Origin of the sequence: Clostridium thermobutyricum DSM 4928 (genome assembly GCF_002050515.1) — a bacterium.
GTDB lineage: Bacteria > Bacillota > Clostridia > Clostridiales > Clostridiaceae > Clostridium > Clostridium thermobutyricum.
Genome location: NZ_LTAY01000015.1, coordinates 1 through 18270 on the forward strand (window position 1 = coordinate 1; position 18270 = coordinate 18270).

18 protein-coding genes are annotated in these 18270 nt (G+C 24.3%); all 18 read left to right on the forward strand.

Features of this window, described 5'->3' with window-relative positions; genetic code table 11:
• Window positions 1-863, forward strand: an 863-nt coding sequence (locus tag CLTHE_RS01115; protein WP_207651183.1) for an O-antigen ligase family protein, incomplete at its 5' end; no start/stop codon positions are given.
• Between the two features lie 11 nt (window positions 864-874).
• Complete coding sequence (locus CLTHE_RS01120; protein WP_080021609.1) at window positions 875-1768, forward strand: glycosyltransferase family 2 protein; 894 nt, start codon at window positions 875-877, stop codon at window positions 1766-1768.
• Between the two features lie 28 nt (window positions 1769-1796).
• Window positions 1797-2702, forward strand: coding sequence for a glucose-1-phosphate thymidylyltransferase RfbA (gene rfbA, locus CLTHE_RS01125; RefSeq protein WP_080021610.1), 906 nt, complete (start codon window positions 1797-1799; stop codon window positions 2700-2702).
• A gap of 10 nt (window positions 2703-2712) precedes the next feature.
• Window positions 2713-3264 (forward strand): dTDP-4-dehydrorhamnose 3,5-epimerase, encoded by a 552-nt coding sequence (gene rfbC, locus CLTHE_RS01130; protein WP_080021611.1) that lies wholly within the window; start codon window positions 2713-2715, stop codon window positions 3262-3264.
• 121 nt (window positions 3265-3385) lie between these two features.
• A complete protein-coding gene (gene rfbB / locus CLTHE_RS01135; protein WP_080021612.1) occupies window positions 3386-4435 on the forward strand; it encodes a dTDP-glucose 4,6-dehydratase in 1050 nt (349 codons plus the stop codon).
• Between the two features lie 16 nt (window positions 4436-4451).
• On the forward strand, window positions 4452-5282 hold the full coding sequence (locus CLTHE_RS01140) for an NAD-dependent epimerase/dehydratase family protein (RefSeq protein ID WP_080021613.1): 831 nt from the start codon (window positions 4452-4454) through the stop codon (window positions 5280-5282).
• 28 nt (window positions 5283-5310) lie between these two features.
• Entirely contained in the window at window positions 5311-6273 is a 963-nt protein-coding gene (locus CLTHE_RS01145) for a glycosyltransferase family 2 protein (protein WP_080021614.1), read from the forward strand.
• A 13-nt stretch (window positions 6274-6286) separates the two neighbouring features.
• A complete protein-coding gene (locus CLTHE_RS01150; RefSeq protein ID WP_080021615.1) occupies window positions 6287-7741 on the forward strand; it encodes a lipopolysaccharide biosynthesis protein in 1455 nt (484 codons plus the stop codon).
• Window positions 7742-7744: 3 nt separating this feature from the next.
• On the forward strand, window positions 7745-8443 hold the full coding sequence (locus CLTHE_RS01155; protein WP_080021616.1) for a WbqC family protein: 699 nt from the start codon (window positions 7745-7747) through the stop codon (window positions 8441-8443).
• A 105-nt stretch (window positions 8444-8548) separates the two neighbouring features.
• Window positions 8549-9544 (forward strand): NAD-dependent epimerase/dehydratase family protein, encoded by a 996-nt coding sequence (locus tag CLTHE_RS01160; RefSeq protein WP_080021617.1) that lies wholly within the window; start codon window positions 8549-8551, stop codon window positions 9542-9544.
• Window position 9545: 1 nt separating this feature from the next.
• Window positions 9546-10649: a DegT/DnrJ/EryC1/StrS family aminotransferase gene (locus CLTHE_RS01165; protein WP_080021618.1), complete on the forward strand. Its 1104-nt coding sequence runs from the start codon at window positions 9546-9548 to the stop codon at window positions 10647-10649.
• Between the two features lie 88 nt (window positions 10650-10737).
• A complete protein-coding gene (locus CLTHE_RS01170) occupies window positions 10738-11325 on the forward strand; it encodes a hypothetical protein (RefSeq protein ID WP_080021619.1) in 588 nt (195 codons plus the stop codon).
• On the forward strand, window positions 11304-12605 hold the full coding sequence (locus CLTHE_RS01175) for an O-antigen ligase family protein (RefSeq protein ID WP_080021620.1): 1302 nt from the start codon (window positions 11304-11306) through the stop codon (window positions 12603-12605). The genes CLTHE_RS01170 and CLTHE_RS01175 overlap by 22 nt, the downstream gene beginning before the upstream one ends.
• 461 nt (window positions 12606-13066) lie before the next feature.
• Window positions 13067-13717 (forward strand): sugar transferase, encoded by a 651-nt coding sequence (locus tag CLTHE_RS01180; protein WP_002596891.1) that lies wholly within the window; start codon window positions 13067-13069, stop codon window positions 13715-13717.
• Window positions 13718-13728: 11 nt separating this feature from the next.
• Window positions 13729-14841, forward strand: a complete 1113-nt coding sequence (locus tag CLTHE_RS01185; RefSeq protein WP_169840775.1) for a glycosyltransferase family 4 protein — start codon at window positions 13729-13731, stop codon at window positions 14839-14841.
• A gap of 11 nt (window positions 14842-14852) precedes the next feature.
• Window positions 14853-16067: a glycosyltransferase family 4 protein gene (locus CLTHE_RS01190; protein ID WP_080021621.1), complete on the forward strand. Its 1215-nt coding sequence runs from the start codon at window positions 14853-14855 to the stop codon at window positions 16065-16067.
• Between the two features lie 10 nt (window positions 16068-16077).
• On the forward strand, window positions 16078-17190 hold the full coding sequence (locus tag CLTHE_RS01195; protein WP_080021622.1) for a glycosyltransferase family 1 protein: 1113 nt from the start codon (window positions 16078-16080) through the stop codon (window positions 17188-17190).
• Between the two features lie 67 nt (window positions 17191-17257).
• Window positions 17258-18217 carry a glycosyltransferase family 2 protein gene (locus tag CLTHE_RS01200; protein WP_080021623.1) on the forward strand — a complete coding sequence of 320 codons (960 nt, stop codon included), beginning with the start codon at window positions 17258-17260 and terminating at the stop codon, window positions 18215-18217.
• Window positions 18218-18270: the final 53 nt, after the last annotated feature.

The following is an 18270-nucleotide window of genomic DNA, read 5'->3' on the forward strand; positions in this document are numbered from 1 at the left end:
TAGTATATATGGCAATTATTAATCTAATTTTATATTTAATTATAAATGTAATAAATATACCAATTAATTATAAAATATTAAATTTTAGTGGTATACCTTTACAAAAGAGTTATTTATACATTTTTTTTACAGGACCTAAATTAATAATGTTCAATAGAATATTAACTAGAATACAAGGCGTTTTTTGGGAACCAGGATTATATCAAATATTTTTGAATTTAGCATTACTTTCATATCTTTTTCAGGAAAAAAAGCATAAAAAGAAAATAATTTTTATACTTATAGTCAGCATAATACTGACATACTCAACAACAGGATATATATTGGGAATAGTTCTTATATTTATAAAATTATTGGCTATGATTAGAGATATGAAAAATAATAAAATATTGAAGTTTTTATTAATAACTTTTATGCCGATAATAACTTTAATATGTATATATTTTGCATTAAAAATTATGATATTAAAAATAAATGCGGGAATAAATTATGGAAATAAGTCCTATAGTATTAGAACTACAGATCTTATTGATTGTGCAAAACAATTTTTAAAAACTCCTATTATAGGAAGTGGATTTTTTAATTATAGCGTATTGCCGAGAAAAGGAAGTGTAAATGGATTATTTTCAATTTTCTATCAAACAGGAATTATAGGGACTTTTATTTTATTAGTAATACCTATGAAGAGATTATTTGGTAAATTTAAGAAAGAGATTTGTTTAGAATTTGCTATTGGATTTATTTTATGGCTAATTATGTCTTTGATGAATGAACCAATACAATACAGTAATTTTATATTAATGATAATATCATACGGATATTTATTTAATTATGAGAAATATAATAAAAATAAGTTTTTTTAAAGAGGTGTGAAATGAAACCTAAAATAGGAATAGTTCTTGTAAATTATAATGGGGAAAAATTTCAAAATGAATGTATAGAATCTATAAAGAGTATGGATTATAAAAATTATGAAATAATAGTTGTAGATAATGCCTCAACTGATAAATCAGTTGAAAAATTGCTAGAAAGTTTTTCGGATATACATCTAATTAGAGAATCTGTTAATAAAGGAATTGCAGAAGGAAATAATATAGGAATAAAAAAGGCTATACAATTAGATTGTGAATATATTTTATTATTAAATAATGATACAGAAGTTGATAAATACATGTTAACAAATATGCTTAATAAAGCAAATGAAAGAACTTTAGTAACTTGCAAAATGTTTTATTTTGATGAAAAAAATAAGATATGGTTTGCTGGAGGAGAAATCTTATGGGGAAAAGGAACTACTAAGCATTATGGTATAGACGAATATGATACTGATAGGTTCAATAAATCAAAATATGTAGAATATTCTCCAACTTGTTCGTTATTAATACATAGAAATGTATTTGAAGATATTGGTTTTATGGATGAAAAATATTTCTTATATTTTGATGATACTGATTTTATTGCTAGAGCAAATAATAAAGGATATAAGATTTGGTATGAAGCAAGTGCTAAATTATGGCATAAGGTAAGTTCATCTAGTGGAGGAAACAATTCAAAACTATATAATTATTACATAAATAGAAATAGGATATATTTTATAAATAAGTTTTGTAATAAAAGAATATTACCTAAAATGTATTTTTGGACAAGTAGAAAAATATTGATTTTAAAGCATAAATTAAAAAAAGACGGAGTGGATGTAATTATAAAAGAAGCAATAAAAGATTACAAAATGAATAATATGTATTATAAAAATTTAAACAAAATATAATTGTTTTTGAATAAAAGGAGATGGAAATATGAAAGGTATAGTATTAGCTGGAGGAAGTGGAACAAGACTATATCCTGTAACAAAATCAATGTCAAAGCAAATGGCACCTATATATGATAAACCAATGATTTATTATCCAATGTCAGTACTTATGCTCGCTGGAATTAGAGAAATATTAATTATATCTACTCCAAGAGATATAGTTAATTTTAAAGAATTATTTAAAGATGGAAATGAATTTGGTCTTGAAATTGAATATGCTGTCCAAGAAAATCCAAATGGGCTAGCAGAAGCATTTATTATTGGTGAAAAATTTATTGGTTCTGATAGTGTTGCTATGATACTTGGAGATAATATTTTTTATGGACAAAATTTTTCAAGTCATTTATTAAATTCTGCAAAGTTAAAAGAAGGAGCTATAGTATTTGGATATTATGTACAAGATCCGAAATCGTTTGGAGTAGTAGAATTTGATAAAAGTGGAAAAGTTATTTCTTTAGAAGAAAAACCAGAAATACCAAAGTCAAAATATGCAATTCCTGGGCTCTATTTTTATGATAATACTGTTATTGAAAAAGCAAAATCTCTTAAACCATCTATTAGAGGAGAACTTGAAATAACAGATTTAAATAGGATTTATATGGAAGAAGAAAAACTTAGAGTAAATCTTTTAGGAAGAGGAATGGCTTGGCTTGATACAGGAACTCATGATTCAATGCTTAAAGCATCAAATTTTGTACAGGCAGTTCAAAGTACTCAAGGAACTTATATAGCATGTTTAGAGGAAATTGCATATAGAAAAGGGTGGATTGATTCAAAAAAAGTTCTAGAGCTTGCTAAACCACTAATGAAGACAGGATATGGTAAATATCTTATTGAGATAGTAGATGAAGTTGAAAAATTAAGAGCTGAATCAATGGCAACTATAATGTAAAGGAGAAAAAATGAGTAACTTTAAATTTATAAAAACAAAAATAAAAGATTTATATATCATAGAGCAAAAAATTTTTGAAGATGATAGAGGTTATTTTATGGAATTATATAATAAAAAGGATTTTAATGAGGCTGGACTTGATATGGAATTTGTTCAAGACAATGAATCAAAATCAAAAAAAGGTGTTTTAAGAGGGCTTCATTTTCAAAAACAACATTCTCAAGGTAAATTAGTTAGAGTAATCGAAGGTAAGGTTTATGATGTAGCGGTTGATTTGAGGAAAGAGTCAGAAACATATGGACAATGGGAAGGTGTACTTTTAACTTCAGAGAATAAAAAACAATTTTATATACCTGAAGGATTTGCTCATGGATTTTTAGTAATTTCTGATTATGCAATATTTAATTATAAGTGTACAGATTTTTATGCACCTGAATATGAAGATGGGATTATTTGGAATGATCCTGATTTAAAAATAATTTGGCCTTTAGATGGAATAGAAGAAATTTTTCTTTCAGAAAAAGATAAAAAACAAAAAAGATTTATAGATTTAGATATTTAATTTTTATGTGTATTTATTAAATAAAATATTTATAAAAGTTAAAATATAGACGATTATGAATTATGTTTTTAGAAATTAATTAAATAATTATTTTTATAGAAATATATAAGGAGAAAAGAAAATGAAAACTTATTTAGTTACAGGTGGAGCAGGATTTATAGGATCAAATTTTGTTCTATATATGCTTAAGAAATATAAAGATATAAAAATAATAAATTTAGATAAATTAACTTATGCAGGGAATTTAGAAAATTTAAAATCAATAGAAAATGATGAAAGATATATATTTGTTCAAGGAGATATATGTGATAAAGAATTAGTTTCAAATCTTTTCAAAACTTATGAAATAGATTATGTAGCTCATTTTGCAGCAGAATCACATGTTGATAGAAGTATAAGAGAACCAGAAGTTTTTGCAAAAACAAATGTTTTAGGAACAGTAAATCTTTTAAATTGTGCAAAAGAAGCTTGGGAAACTGAAAAAGGATGGAAAGAAGGCGTTAAATTCTTACATGTTTCAACTGATGAAGTATATGGTTCATTAGGAGAAACAGGTTATTTTATGGAAACAACACCACTTGATCCACATAGTCCATATTCATCAAGTAAAGCTAGTTCAGATCTTATGGTAAAAGCGTATTCAGATACTTATAAAATGCCAGTTAACATAACAAGATGTTCAAATAATTATGGACCTTATCAATTTCCAGAAAAATTAATTCCATTATTAATAAACAATTGCTTAAATCATAAAGATTTACCAGTTTACGGAGATGGATTAAATATAAGAGATTGGTTATTTGTTGAAGACCATGCAAAGGCAATAGATATGGTAATCAATAATGGTAGACTTGGAGAAGTTTATAATGTTGGGGGGCATAATGAAAGAACAAATATCCAAATAGTTAAAACAGTTATTTCATATATAAATGAAAATGTAGATAAAGAAGTAACAGAAAACTTAATTAAATATGTAGAAGATAGAAAAGGTCATGATAGAAGATATGGAATAGATCCCACAAAGATAAAAGAAGAACTTGGATGGTATCCTGAAACAACTTTTGAAGTTGGAATAAAGAAAACTATAAAATGGTATTTAGATAATAAAGAGTGGATGGAAAATGTAACATCTGGAGATTATCAAAAGTATTATTCAAAAATGTATATTTGAAAGGATGTGATAATTAATGAAAATATTAGTTACAGGGGCTAATGGATATTTAGGAAAACATGTAGTTAATAAATTGGTTGATATGGGATATACAGTATATGCGAGTGATTTAAATTTTAATGGAATTAATGAAAAAGCTATAAAAGTATATGAACCTATTTTTTCAGAGAAAAAGGATATTTATAAATTAGTTGGAGCACCAGATATATGTATACATTTAGCATGGAGAGATGGATTTGTTCATGAGTCTGAAAATCATATAGTAGATTTATCAAAGCATTATATATTTTTGAAAAATATGATTGAAAATGGATTAAAACATTTAGTTGTAATGGGGACTATGCACGAAGTTGGATATTATGAAGGTAAAATAGACGAAAATACCCCTACTAACCCATTATCAAAATATGGTATTGCTAAAAATACTTTAAGACAGTTGTTACAAAACTTGGAAAGAAGAAATGAATTTATTTTTCAATGGCTAAGAGCTTACTATATTATAGGAGATGATTTAAGAGGAAACTCTATTTTTTCCAAAATAGCTTTAATGGAAAGTAAAGGAGAAAAATATTTTCCTTTTACAACAGGAGAAAACAAATATGATTTTATATCAATTGAAGAGTTAACTAATCAAATTGTTATGAGCTCTATACAAAATGAAATAACTGGAATAATAAATTGTTGTTCTGGAAATCCTGTTAAATTAAAAGATAAAGTTGAAGAATTTATAAAGAAAAATAATTTTAAAATAAAACTTAAGTATGGAGTATATCCATCTAGGATATATGATTCTCCAGAAATATGGGGAGATAATAGTAAAATAATTAAGATTTTAAATAATAAGTAATATTATTTAATTTAGGAGTGGAGCAAATATGGAATCACAAATAATGGTAACAATAGGATGTATTACATATAATCATGAGAAATATATAGAAAAAGCTATACAGAGCTTTTTAATGCAAGAATGTAAATATAAATATGAAATAATAATACATGATGATGCTTCATTAGATAATACAGCTAAAATAATAAAAAAATATGAAGAAAAATATCCAGATATAATAAAGGGAATATATCAAACTGAAAATCAATATTCAAAAGGTATCATGACATCACAAATAGTTAGAAATGCAGCAAGAGGAAAATATATAGCTTTTTGTGAAGGAGATGACTATTGGATAGATAAAAAAAAGATAGAAGAACAAGTTGAGTTTCTTGAAAATAACCCCGATTATATAGCTACAGGGCATTGGTGTAATATAGTTGATAAATATGGAAAAATAAGTAATCAATATAAAAATGCAGATAAAGTTTTTAATTTTAAAGAAAATGAATATACATTAAGACATTATAAAAAAGATATGATTCCAGCACATATAAATACTATAATGCATAGAAATATATATTTAAATTCAAAATATGATTACAATCAGATATATAAAGCAAGCAGATTAGTAGGAGATAGAACGACAATATTAATATTAGCTTTATCTGGAAGAATTAATATAGAACATAAAGTAATGAGTGTATATAGATTTGTTATTGATGAGAAAGGAAGCTATAGTAGTAAAATTATAAATCAAAATAGATGTTATGAATGGTATTTATATTATAAAAAATTAGAAGAATATATTCTAAAAATAATGCAAATAAGAATTAATTTGAGTAAATTAAAATGTCAACATTTCATTAATTCAATAATATATTATTTGAAAACAAAAGATTTAGAGGATAAAAAAGTTATTTATAGAATATGGAAAGATTGCAATAAAAAAGATATTATATTATACTTTCCTATTTCAATAATTAATAAAATTAAATTCAAAATACAATAAATTGGAGTAATAAATGAAAGAAAAAAATGAATTAAGAAAAAAAACTTTTAGTGGGTTGATTTGGACTTTCTCTGATTTAGTTATAAACCAAGGTCTGCAATTTATAATTCAAATTGTTTTAGCAAGATTATTATTACCAGAAGAGTTTGGACTTATAGGAATGATTACTATTTTTATAGCTGTATCTAATTCAATAGTTGACAGCGGATTTTCAAATGCGTTAATTAGAGAAGATGAGGTTACACAAGAAGATTATTCTACAGTATTTTATTTTAATTTAGGGACATCTATTATATTATATATTATTTTATATTTTTCATCACCGAGTATAGGTAGTTTTTTTTCAGAGCCACAATTAATTAGTGTCTTGAGAGTGTTAGCAATTACTCTTATAATAAATTCTTTTGGATTAATTCAGAAAACTAAGATGACTAGAGAACTTGAATTTAAATTACAAATGGTAATAAATATGATTTCTTCAATTACTTCAGGAATAGGTGCAATTATATTAGCATACTTAGGATTTGGAATTTGGAGTTTAGTATTTAGAACAATAATTTTACAGGGAGTACAAGCCATAATGCTTTGTTTTTTTAATAGATGGTGGCCATCTTTTGTATTTAGTATAAAATCTTTTAAAAAGCTATTCGGTTTTGGATGGAAATTATTAGTTTCAGGGTTAATAGATACAACTTATAATAACTTATATTATGTAATTATAGGGAAAATATACTCTTCAACTGATTTAGGATATTATACAAACGCACAAAAACTCAGAGATGTAGCATCTAATTCAATTTCATTAGCTGTGCAAAAAGTTACATATCCAGTATTGAGTAATATTCAATCTGAAGAGGAAAGGTTGCGTATAGCTTATAGGAAAATGATAAGAAGTGCAGTTTATGTTACGTTTCCTTTTATGTTTGGATTATTGATTATAGCCAAACCATTAATAACAATTTTATTTGGTGAAAATTGGGTTAATAGTATAGTTTATTTTCAAATATTATGTATTGCAGGAATGCTATATCCATTACATGCTTTGAATTTGAATATTTTACAAGTTAAAGGAAGATCAGATTTATTTTTGAGATTAGAAATAATAAAAAAAGGAGTATCTGTATCATTAATAATAATTGCGATTATATTAAAATTTAGAATTGATAATCTTATATGGATTATGGTTTTGAATTCAGTAATATGCTTTTTTATTAACTCTTATTATTCAAAAAGTATAATTGGATATTCAACATTTCAACAATTAAAAGATATATCAAAAATATTTATAGTTACTATTTTAATGGGAATTATAGCTTGTATTCCTATATTTTTAAATATGGATAGCAATTTTCTATTATTAATAATTCAAGTTTTATTAGGGATTATATCATATATAATATTTAGTAAAATTTTAAAATTAGAAGAATTTAAAGTGATTTTAACATTATTAATAAAAAAAGGAGAATAGATAATGAAAGTTGGAATAATGCAACCTTATTTTTTGCCATATATAGGATATTGGCAGTTGTTAAATGCTGTTGATAAATATGTTATATATGATGATGTTAATTTTATAAAAAAAGGATGGATAAATAGAAATAGAATACTTATGAATGGACAAGCAACATTGTTTAACATACAAATGAAAGGAGCTAGTCAAAATAAAAAAATAAATGAGATAGAAATTTCAAAAGAAAATGTGTGGAGAAATAAGCTTTTAAAGAGTATAGAACTATCTTATAAGAAAGCACCTTTTTATGAAGTAATTTTCCCTATTATAAAAACTATAATTAATTTTGAGACAAAAAATTTAGCAAAATATATAGAAAATTCGATTAGAGTAATATGTGAGTACTTAGATATAAATACAAAATTAATTATTTCTTCTGATTTAAAAAAGGATAATATATTAAAAGGAGAAGATAAAATTATCAATATATGTAAAATTTTAGGTGCGAATGAATATTATAATGCTATTGGAGGAAGAGAACTATACAATTACGATACTTTTAAAAAAAATGATATAAAACTGAAATTTTTAAAAACAGAAAATTTTATGTATAAGCAATTTGGAGATAGCTATATTGAAGGATTATCTATATTAGATGTTATTATGTTTAATTCAAAAGAAGAGGTAAAAGCTATGTTAAATAAATATAGTTTAATATAATGAATAATATTTGATCATATTGTGATAATCATAAATAAAATAAAAATATATTTTAACATAAGTTATTTTATTAAAATTAGATATATAAAATGAGGAGGGAATTATATGAAAAAGATAATTATATTTGGTGCTAGTGGAAATATAGGCTCATATTTCACAAAATATTGTAAAGAGTATTTTAATAATAAGGAATATGAGATTATTGCAAGCGGAAGAAAGGAAACAGCTATATTTGATAAAATAGGAATTAAATATATATCAGTAGATATAACTAAAGAATCAGATTTTGAAAAATTACCTAAAAACGATATATATGCTATTATCTTATTAGCAGCAAAAATTCCTTCATATATGGATGTTTATAATCCAAAAGAATATCTTGAATCAAATATAATAGGAGCTTTTAATGTTTTGGAATATTGTAGAAAAGTAAAAGCTGATAGAATTTTATATACTCAAACTACATTTGATATATCAGAATATTTTGGAGAAAATGTGGTTTTAAAACCAGAGTTAGATAAAAAATTTAGTTATACAGGTGATCATGCGATTTATGTTATATCAAAAAATACAGCTATTGATTTAATAGAGCATTACCATCAAGAATTTGGTTTGAAAAAATTTATTTTTAGATTACCAACGATATATAATTATAGTTCATATCACTATTATTATCCTGATGGAGTTAAGAAAAAAAGACCAATATATATTATGATAGAAAATGCAATAAAAGGAAAGCCTATCGAATTATGGGGTAATCCTAAATATTCAAAGGACATGGTTCATGTATATGATTTTAGTCAAATGTTATGCAAAGCGATTGAGGTTGATAGAAAGTCTGGCATGTATAATGTAGGAACTGGAAATCCAATAACGTTAGAAGAACAAATTAAAACAATTATTGATGTATTTTCTCCTATAGATAAAAAATCAGAAATAATATACAAACCAGAAAAACCTTGTGGAGGTGGATTTTTAATGGATATATCAAATGCAAAAGAAGAGTTAGGATATGAACCTGTTTATAATTGCAGAAAATTATTTGAAGATTACAAAAAAGAAATGGAAATAAATAGATTTAAAGAGTTAAGAGGCGAATAAGATGAAACAAAATGAAGAAACTATACTAGTTACTAGATCTTCAATTCCAGATTTATATGAATATATAGATGAAATTAAAAGTATATGGGAAACTCATTGGTTAACTAATATGGGAGAAAAGCATAAAAAATTAGAGTATGAGCTAAAAAAATATTTAAAAGTTGATAATATAACTTTATTTACTAATGGACATTTAGCTTTAGAAAATATTTTGGCAGGTCTTAATTTAAAAGGAGAGGTTATTACTACGCCATTTACTTTTGCATCAACTACACATGCAATTGTTAGAAATGGATTGACACCAGTATTCTGTGATATAAATAAAGAAGATTATACAATTGATGTGAGCAAAATTGAAAAATTAATAACTGACAAAACATGTGCGATAGTTCCAGTTCATGTATATGGGAATATATGTAATGTAAAAGAGATAGATAATATTGCTAAAAAATATAATTTAAAAGTAATATATGATGCGGCACATGCTTTTGGTGTTAAGATTAATGGTAAAAGTGTTGCAAATTTTGGAGATGCATCTATGTTTAGCTTTCATGCTACTAAAGTATTTAATACAATAGAAGGTGGAGCTGTATGTTATAAGAATAGTAAATTAGAAAAAACACTAAATGATATAAAAAACTTCGGAATAACAGGACCAGAAACTGTTGAGTATATTGGTGGGAATGCAAAAATGAATGAATTTCAAGCAGCTATGGGTATTTGTAATTTAAGACATTTAAATGTTGAAATAGAAAAAAGAAGAAAAGTTGTTGAAAAATATAATTATAGGTTAAAGAATGTTAAAGGAATTAAGTTAAATAAGATTCCATCTAATATTGAAACTAATTATGCATATTTCCCAGTTATTTTTGATGGATATAAGTTAAGTAGGGATGAAGTTTTTGAAAAATTAAAAGAACATAATATAATAGCACGTAAATATTTTTATCCATTAACTAATAGTCATAAATGTTACAAAGAAAGATTTAAATGTGAAGAAACTCCAATTGCAGAATATATATCAGATAGAGTATTAACATTACCACTTTATGCTGACTTGGATTTAAAAATAGTGGACAAGATTTGTGATATAATATTGGAATAATAGAGATTTGATAATGCCTTAAAGATGTAAATACTATTTATGTTTAAATCTTTAAGGCTATTTGTTTATCAAAGAAGGGAGAAAACTTGTGATACGCAATGTTGAAATAAAATATAATAGATATTTTAATTTTAAAAAAATTTTGATAATAATAGTTAGTATTTTATTATTTTCTTTAATATCAATATTTTTAAATTTTGTATTATCAAAAGAAAAGTATTGTATAAATTTAAACTTAAAATTTGATTTGAATACTAAATATGATTGGAATATTATAAGTAAAAGATACGAAAACATAGTAAATTCATATGATACTGAATATAAAAAGGAAAATTTAATATATGAAGCTTTAAATAATAAAAACATTCCTTATGATTCAAAAAAATTAACAATAAATCCATACGTATATGGTAGACAAATTAATATAGAATATATGGCTCAAAATGAATCAAATGGAATAAAAGTTGTTGAAAGTATTGGAGATTCAATAATTAAAATTAATGAAAGTTTTATGCCTAATAAATTTGTAAAGTTAGAGAAAAATCTTTCAATTAATAAAGAAGAAGTTACATTAGATAAAAGGTTAAATGTTCTTATTTTTGCTATATGGGGACTAGCATTAGGAATAGGAATATCTATGATTATGGAGGCAAAATGTATATTAAGGAAAAAGTAATTAGCATCTTAGAATATTTATTAGCATTTTGCATAATAGTAAATGCTAATACTGTTTGGAATTTTTCATATTGCAGTCAGTATCTTTGGATATATACAATAATAATTTTATATTTGATTATAATTCTATCAGTAAAACATATCAAAAAGAATAAAGGTAGGTTATTTATTCTAGGAATTTTACTTATTATTATAAGTAGTTATAATGCTATATTTATAATGATAAATGGTAGAAGCAAAGGAACATTTATAATAGATTTTATGGCCATATTACTTGGGTTTGTTATATATTCTTTAATATGTATAAATAAAGAGGATAGATATAGGTTATTATTAAAAATATCTAATATTGTAGTAATACTAGCAATAATATCTCTTGTTTTTTATTTCGGAGGAACTATATTTAAATATTTTAAGCCTACAGAATATATACCATATCATTGGGGATTTACAAGAAAAATTCCGAGTTATCATAATATATATTATGAAACACAAGACGTACTTATTGGTGGAAAAGTATTTACCAGAAATACTGGAATTTTTACAGAAGCGCCTATGTATGGATTTTCGTTATCAATAGCATTAATAACAGAACTATTTATTAGAAAAATAAAAGGATTTAAAAATTTGATAATATTTTTTATAAGTATGCCAATATTAATTTTTACTATATTAACAACTTTATCAACAACAGCTATAGGAGTTATGAGTGTAGCAATCCCAATTAGGATTTTAATTTCAATAATAAACAATTTAAAAAAATCTAAAAAAATAGTTTTAGTAAATATAATATTACTTATAATAGTAGCTTTTATTGGACTAAAAGTAGGAGGATATTTCTTACACAATAAAATTCAAAATAGTGCCCATAATAAATATGGATCTTTTGCTGTAAGAAAAGATGATTTTAAAGTTGGTTATAAAGTATGGAAAGAAAATAAAATATGGGGTGTTGGTTTTGATCAATATCAATATGTCCAACAACAAATGAATTTTATTGGAAGAGGAAGTAATATTGGTGGAAGTTCTGCATTAATGAAAGTAATGCCAGAAGGTGGAATAGTTCTCTTAATACTTTATATAATTCCTTTTGTATTAGCTATGTTATACGGAATTAAGAAAAAAGATTTATGTGTAATTAGTATATTTATTTTTGTTTATATATTATTTGCAGTTACAGAAATTCAGTATAGATATATGATGATATATTTCTTAGCTTTAGGATATAGTTATATTTTAACAATTAAAAAAGATAAGTGTTTAAAAGAAAATAATAAATAAGTATATAATGGTCATAAACTATCTTTAATTTTATGACCATTATTTATTTGATATAAAGTGTATAAAAGCATAATTTTTTATAGAATTCTATTTATTATAAATAAAAATAATAAAATATATGTTTAAAATACAATCTTTTAATAAATAACTTTGTTAAATGATTAAAATTTTGTTTAAATATCAATTTAAATGGGAAAAATTTAATATATAGATAAAATAATTAAAATTATCGAAAAAAAACTTTTAAACAGCTTAAAATAAGGGTTTTAGAGGGATTTAAGCCAAACTATAACAATGGAGGAATTTTGATAATATTAAAATAACGGAGAAAATGTGCTATAATTCTATAGAACTAAAGTAATACTTTAGTTCTATTTATGTAATTTATAAAATAAATCGACAAAGGAAGATACTTAATTGTTATTTATATGAAACACAAAAGTTACAGGGAGGACTAATTAATGAGTGAAAAATTACGTGAAGATGTTAATGTATATACTCAACATGCTAAAAGTTATGAAGTAGTCAAAAGAATATCTGATATATTTCTTTCATTAATAGGGTTAATTATTTTAAGTCCAATATTATTAATAGTGGCAATAGCTATAAAGCTTGAATCACAAGGACCATTAATATTTTCTCAAGAGAGAGTTGGTAAAGACAGAAAAAATTTTAAAATGTATAAATTTAGAAGCATGGTAGTAAATGCTGAAGAAATAAAGAAAAAATTAAAACATAAAAATGAAATGTCAGGGCCGATGTTTAAAATGAAAGATGACCCTAGAATAACGCGCGTTGGAAAATTTATAAGAAAAACTAGTATTGATGAGCTTCCACAGCTTGTAAATGTAATAAAAGGCGATATGAGCCTTGTAGGACCAAGACCAAGCTTACCAGAAGAAGTTAAAGAATTTGAGCCATGGATGATGAAAAGATTTGAGGTAAAGCCAGGGCTTACTTGTTATTGGCAAGTTAATGGAAGAAATAAAATAGGTTTTGAAGATTGGATGAAGCTCGATATATATTATGTTAATAATAGAAGTGTTGCTGTAGATACTAAATTGATTTTTAAAACATTTTTTGTCCTGTTTGGTGATAAAAACGCACATTAGAGGTGAAATAGATGAAAAAAATTATGCATATTGTACAGTCAGCAGGGGGCGTTGAAAGATACATAGAAATGCTATTGAAAAATATAGAGGGAGATTATGAGCATATTTTAGTTTGCTCATATGATTATTCAGAAGAATTTTTAAATTCTTTAAACATAAAATATAAACGTATTTCAATGGTTAGGGAATTAAGTTTCTCTAAAGATTTAAAATCTATAAAGGAAGTAAGAAAAGCTATAAAAGAATATAAGCCTGATTTAATATATGCACATAGTAGTAAAGGGGGAGCTATAGGTAGAATTGCCAATATTGGTTTAGTAAAAACAATATTATATAATCCTCATGGTTGGGCCTTTAATATGAGATGTGGAAATTTAAAAAAGAATATATATAAGTATATAGAAAAAATATTAGCTTTATTTACTACTAAAATTATTGTTATTTCAGAATTCGAAAAAGAATCAGCCTTAAGAAATAAAATATGCAAAGAAGAGAAAATTGAATTAATTTTCAATGGAATAGATATTGATAAGTATGAACGTGAAAAATATGATTTCAATTTAAAAAGAAAAGATTTTAATATTGATGATGATGCTTATGTAATAGGAATGGTAGGAAGAATAAGTGATCAAAAAGCACCAGATACTTTTATAGAAGTAGCTAGTAGGATAGTTAAACAGATACCTAAAGCTTTTTTTATTATTGTTGGAGATGGTGATGAAAGAAAAGAAATAGAAGATCTGATTAAAAGAAAAAACTTAGAGGATAAAGTTTTAATAACTGGATGGATTAAAAATTCTTTAGAATATATTAATTTATTTGATTTAGCAACATTGTTTTCAAGATGGGAAGGATTTGGGCTAGCAGTAGCTGAATATATGGTATCTAAAAAGCCTATTGTAGCTAGTAGAATAGATGCTATACCAAATTTGATAGATGATAATTGTGGAATATTAGTTGAAGTAGACAATGTTGAACAAATGACAAATTCAATAATGAAAATATATAACGATAAAGAATTTAAAGATAATATTGTTGAAAATTCTTATAAAAGAGTTAAAGAAAAATTTGATATAAAAAGAGTAGCTTTAGAGCATAAAAAATTAATTGATAAAATTATTTAAAGGGGATTTTTATGAAGATTGCAATATTAACATCTGGAGTAGCACCTGTTCCGGCTACTAAAGGAGGAGCAGTAGAAAATTTAATTCAGAATATATTAGAAGTTAATGAAAAGAATAAATCTTTCCAAATTGATGTTTATAGTATTTACGATTTAAAAGCTGAAGAAGAAGCTAAGAGATATAAAAATACAAAAATTAAATATTTTAAACCAAGCTTTATTTGTAGTAATATGGATAAAGTTATTTATTTTGGAATGACTAATGTACTTAAGAAAAAAAATAATATGAAATATAGAAATATATTATGTAGATTTGAGTACATAAATAAAATAAAAAAAGAATTATATAAAAATGATTATGATAAAGTAATTTTAGAAAATCATCCTACACTTCTAATGGCTATGAAAGATAAGAATTATGAAAAATTTAAAGGTAAATATTATTACCATTTACACAATGAAGTTAATAATCTTTATGGCTGTGAAGAAATAGCTAGAAATAGTAAAAAGATTATGGGAGTTAGTAATTTTATATGTGAGAATATAAAAGAAGCTTGTAATGCTGAAGAAAGTAAACTTGTATCATTATATAATTGTATAGATATAAATAAATTTTCAAAAGATAATTATAAAGATGATATTAAGGAAATAAGAAAAAAATATAAAATTGCTGAAGATGACATAGTAGCTGTTTTTAGTGGAAGACTAACTAAAGAAAAAGGAATATTTGAAACCTTACAAGCAATAAAAAAAGTTAATAATAAAAAGGTAAAACTTCTTGTTATAGGAGCTTATTTTTATGGAAGTGATATGAAGAGTGATTATTTAAATAATATAAAAGCTCTTACAGATGGAATGGAAGATAGAGTTATATTTACAGGTTATGTAGATTATAATGAAATTCCTAAAGTGTATGCAGCAAGTGATTTTGCTATACTTCCATCTATGTGGAATGAGCCAGCAGGATTAACTATAATAGAAGCTATGGCTATGAGATTACCAGTTATAACTACTATATCTGGAGGTATTCCAGAGTATGCAGATAATACATGTGCGTTCTTACTTGAAAGAAATGAAAAAATAGTAGATGAAATAAAAGAAAAGATAGAGCTTTTAGTTAAGGATAAAGATTTAAGATTAGAAATGGGTTTAAAAGCAGAAGAAAAAGCTAAAATCTATAATATAGATAATTATTATAATAATTTTAAAAAGATAATTGAAGAATAGGTGAGTTACTATGAAAAATATATTAGTTTATGGATTGACTGCAACTAAAGGTGGCGTTGAAAGCTTTCTTATGAATTACTATAGAAACTTTGATTTAAATAAGGTTAATCTTCATTTTATATCTAATACAGAAGAAGCAGCTTATGAAGATGAAGTGTTAGCTTTAGGAGGAAAAGTATTTAAAGTTTGTTCTAAAAAGAAAAATCCTTTTAAGTTTAAGAGAGATTTAGAAAATATATTTAAAGAAAATAAATATGATGCTATATGGGTAAATCTTTGTAGTTTAGCTAACATAGATTATCTAAAAGTAGCTAAAAAATATGGAATAAAAGAAATCATAGTACACAGCCATAATGCAGGAAATATGTACGGAAAGCTTAAATTATATTTCCATGAAAAAAATAAAAAAAATATAGATAGTTATGCGAATCATTTTTGGTCTTGTTCTAGATTAGCTTCAAAATGGCTTTATGAAGATGAGATAATAAATAGTGACAAATTTAAAGTTGTAAATAATGCAATAGATATTGAAAAATTTGATTATAATGCAGATATTAGAGAAAAGTATAGAGAAGATATGAATTTAAAAGATAAATTTGTTCTCATGAATGTTGGAAGATTTAATATCCAAAAGAATCATCACTTCTTAATAGATGTTTTCAATGAAGTTAGAAAAGAAATTAATGAAGCAAAATTACTTCTAGTTGGAGTTGGAGAATTAGAGGATGAAATAAAAGATAAAGTTTCAAAATTAGGAATTAATGATTATGTAGAGTTTTTAGGAACTAGAAATGATGTTAATAATTTAATGCAAGCTTCTGATATATTTTTAATGCCTTCTTTATTTGAAGGATTACCAGTTTCAGCAGTTGAAGCTCAAGCATCAGGAATAAGATGTATTTTATCAGATAAAATTACAGATGAAATAAAAATAACAGATTTAGTAGAATTTTTAGATATAGATAAAGAAGATTCAGTTGATAAATGGAAAGATTTAATTATATCAATTAAAGATAAAGGTCTAGATGATAGAAAAAGTAAAAAAGAAGATATAAAAAATGCTGGTTTTGATATAAAGAGTGAAGCAAAGAAATTAGAAGAATTTTTCTTAAATAAGATTTAAATTGAATAGAGTAAGTTGGATTAAATATGTGTGTTGCTTATAAATCCAGGCTGTGGAGGTCAAAATAATGTTGAGTATAATAATACCAATATATAATACAGAAAAGTATGTAAAGGAATGTCTAGAGAGTTTATTAAATGAAAATATTGAGTGTGAAATTATTCTTGTAAATGATGGGTCAACAGATGGTAGTTATCTTCAAGTAAAAGAATACTTAGATCGTGATAATATTAAATATTTTTATCAAGAAAATAGTGGAGTTTCAAAAGCAAGAAATTTTGCACTTTCAAAAGCTACAGGTGATTATATAATGTTTGTAGATTCTGATGACGTTATAAAAAAAGGAGCTTTAAAGCTAATAAGTGAAAAAATAAAAAGATATAATCCGGATGGGATAATTTATGGAAACAGAAAGTTTGATTCAAAGGGTACTATAAGTATTGATAAATTAGATTTTTTAGAAGAAGATAAAATATATAGCTCAGATGAAATATTGAAATATGTTTTTAATTTAAAGATACGTGGATTTGTAAGTGATAAGATTTTTAAAAGATCTATTTGGATTGATAATAATATAAAATTTGATAATAAAAAATATTGTGAAGATTGGTATCCAATAACATTATGTATAGAAGAATCAAATAAAATAATAGCAATTAATGATGATATACATTTTTATAGACAGCATGATGAATCTGCAATGCATACTAAAGATATGAAACTTGCAATAGGATATAATGAAGCTGTTCATGATATATTAAATAGATTTGAAAATAAGGTTAATAATGAGAGTGTATATACTTTTAAAGGAAATACATTTGGAGAAATAATATCAGCATATAATGAAAATTATACAGGAGATTCTATATATAATGATTTCAAAAAAGAAGGATTTTTATGTATAAACTTTAATGAAACTTTGCATATACTTTTAAATTCTGAAGTTAGTAATAGAAATAAATTGGCAATTATACTTTGGAAACTAAGATTATATAGATTTATAAAAAAAGTAGCATGGAAAAAATAATAATATTTAATAAATTGAAATGCATAATTTAATGAGTTAATTCTTTCAGAGAC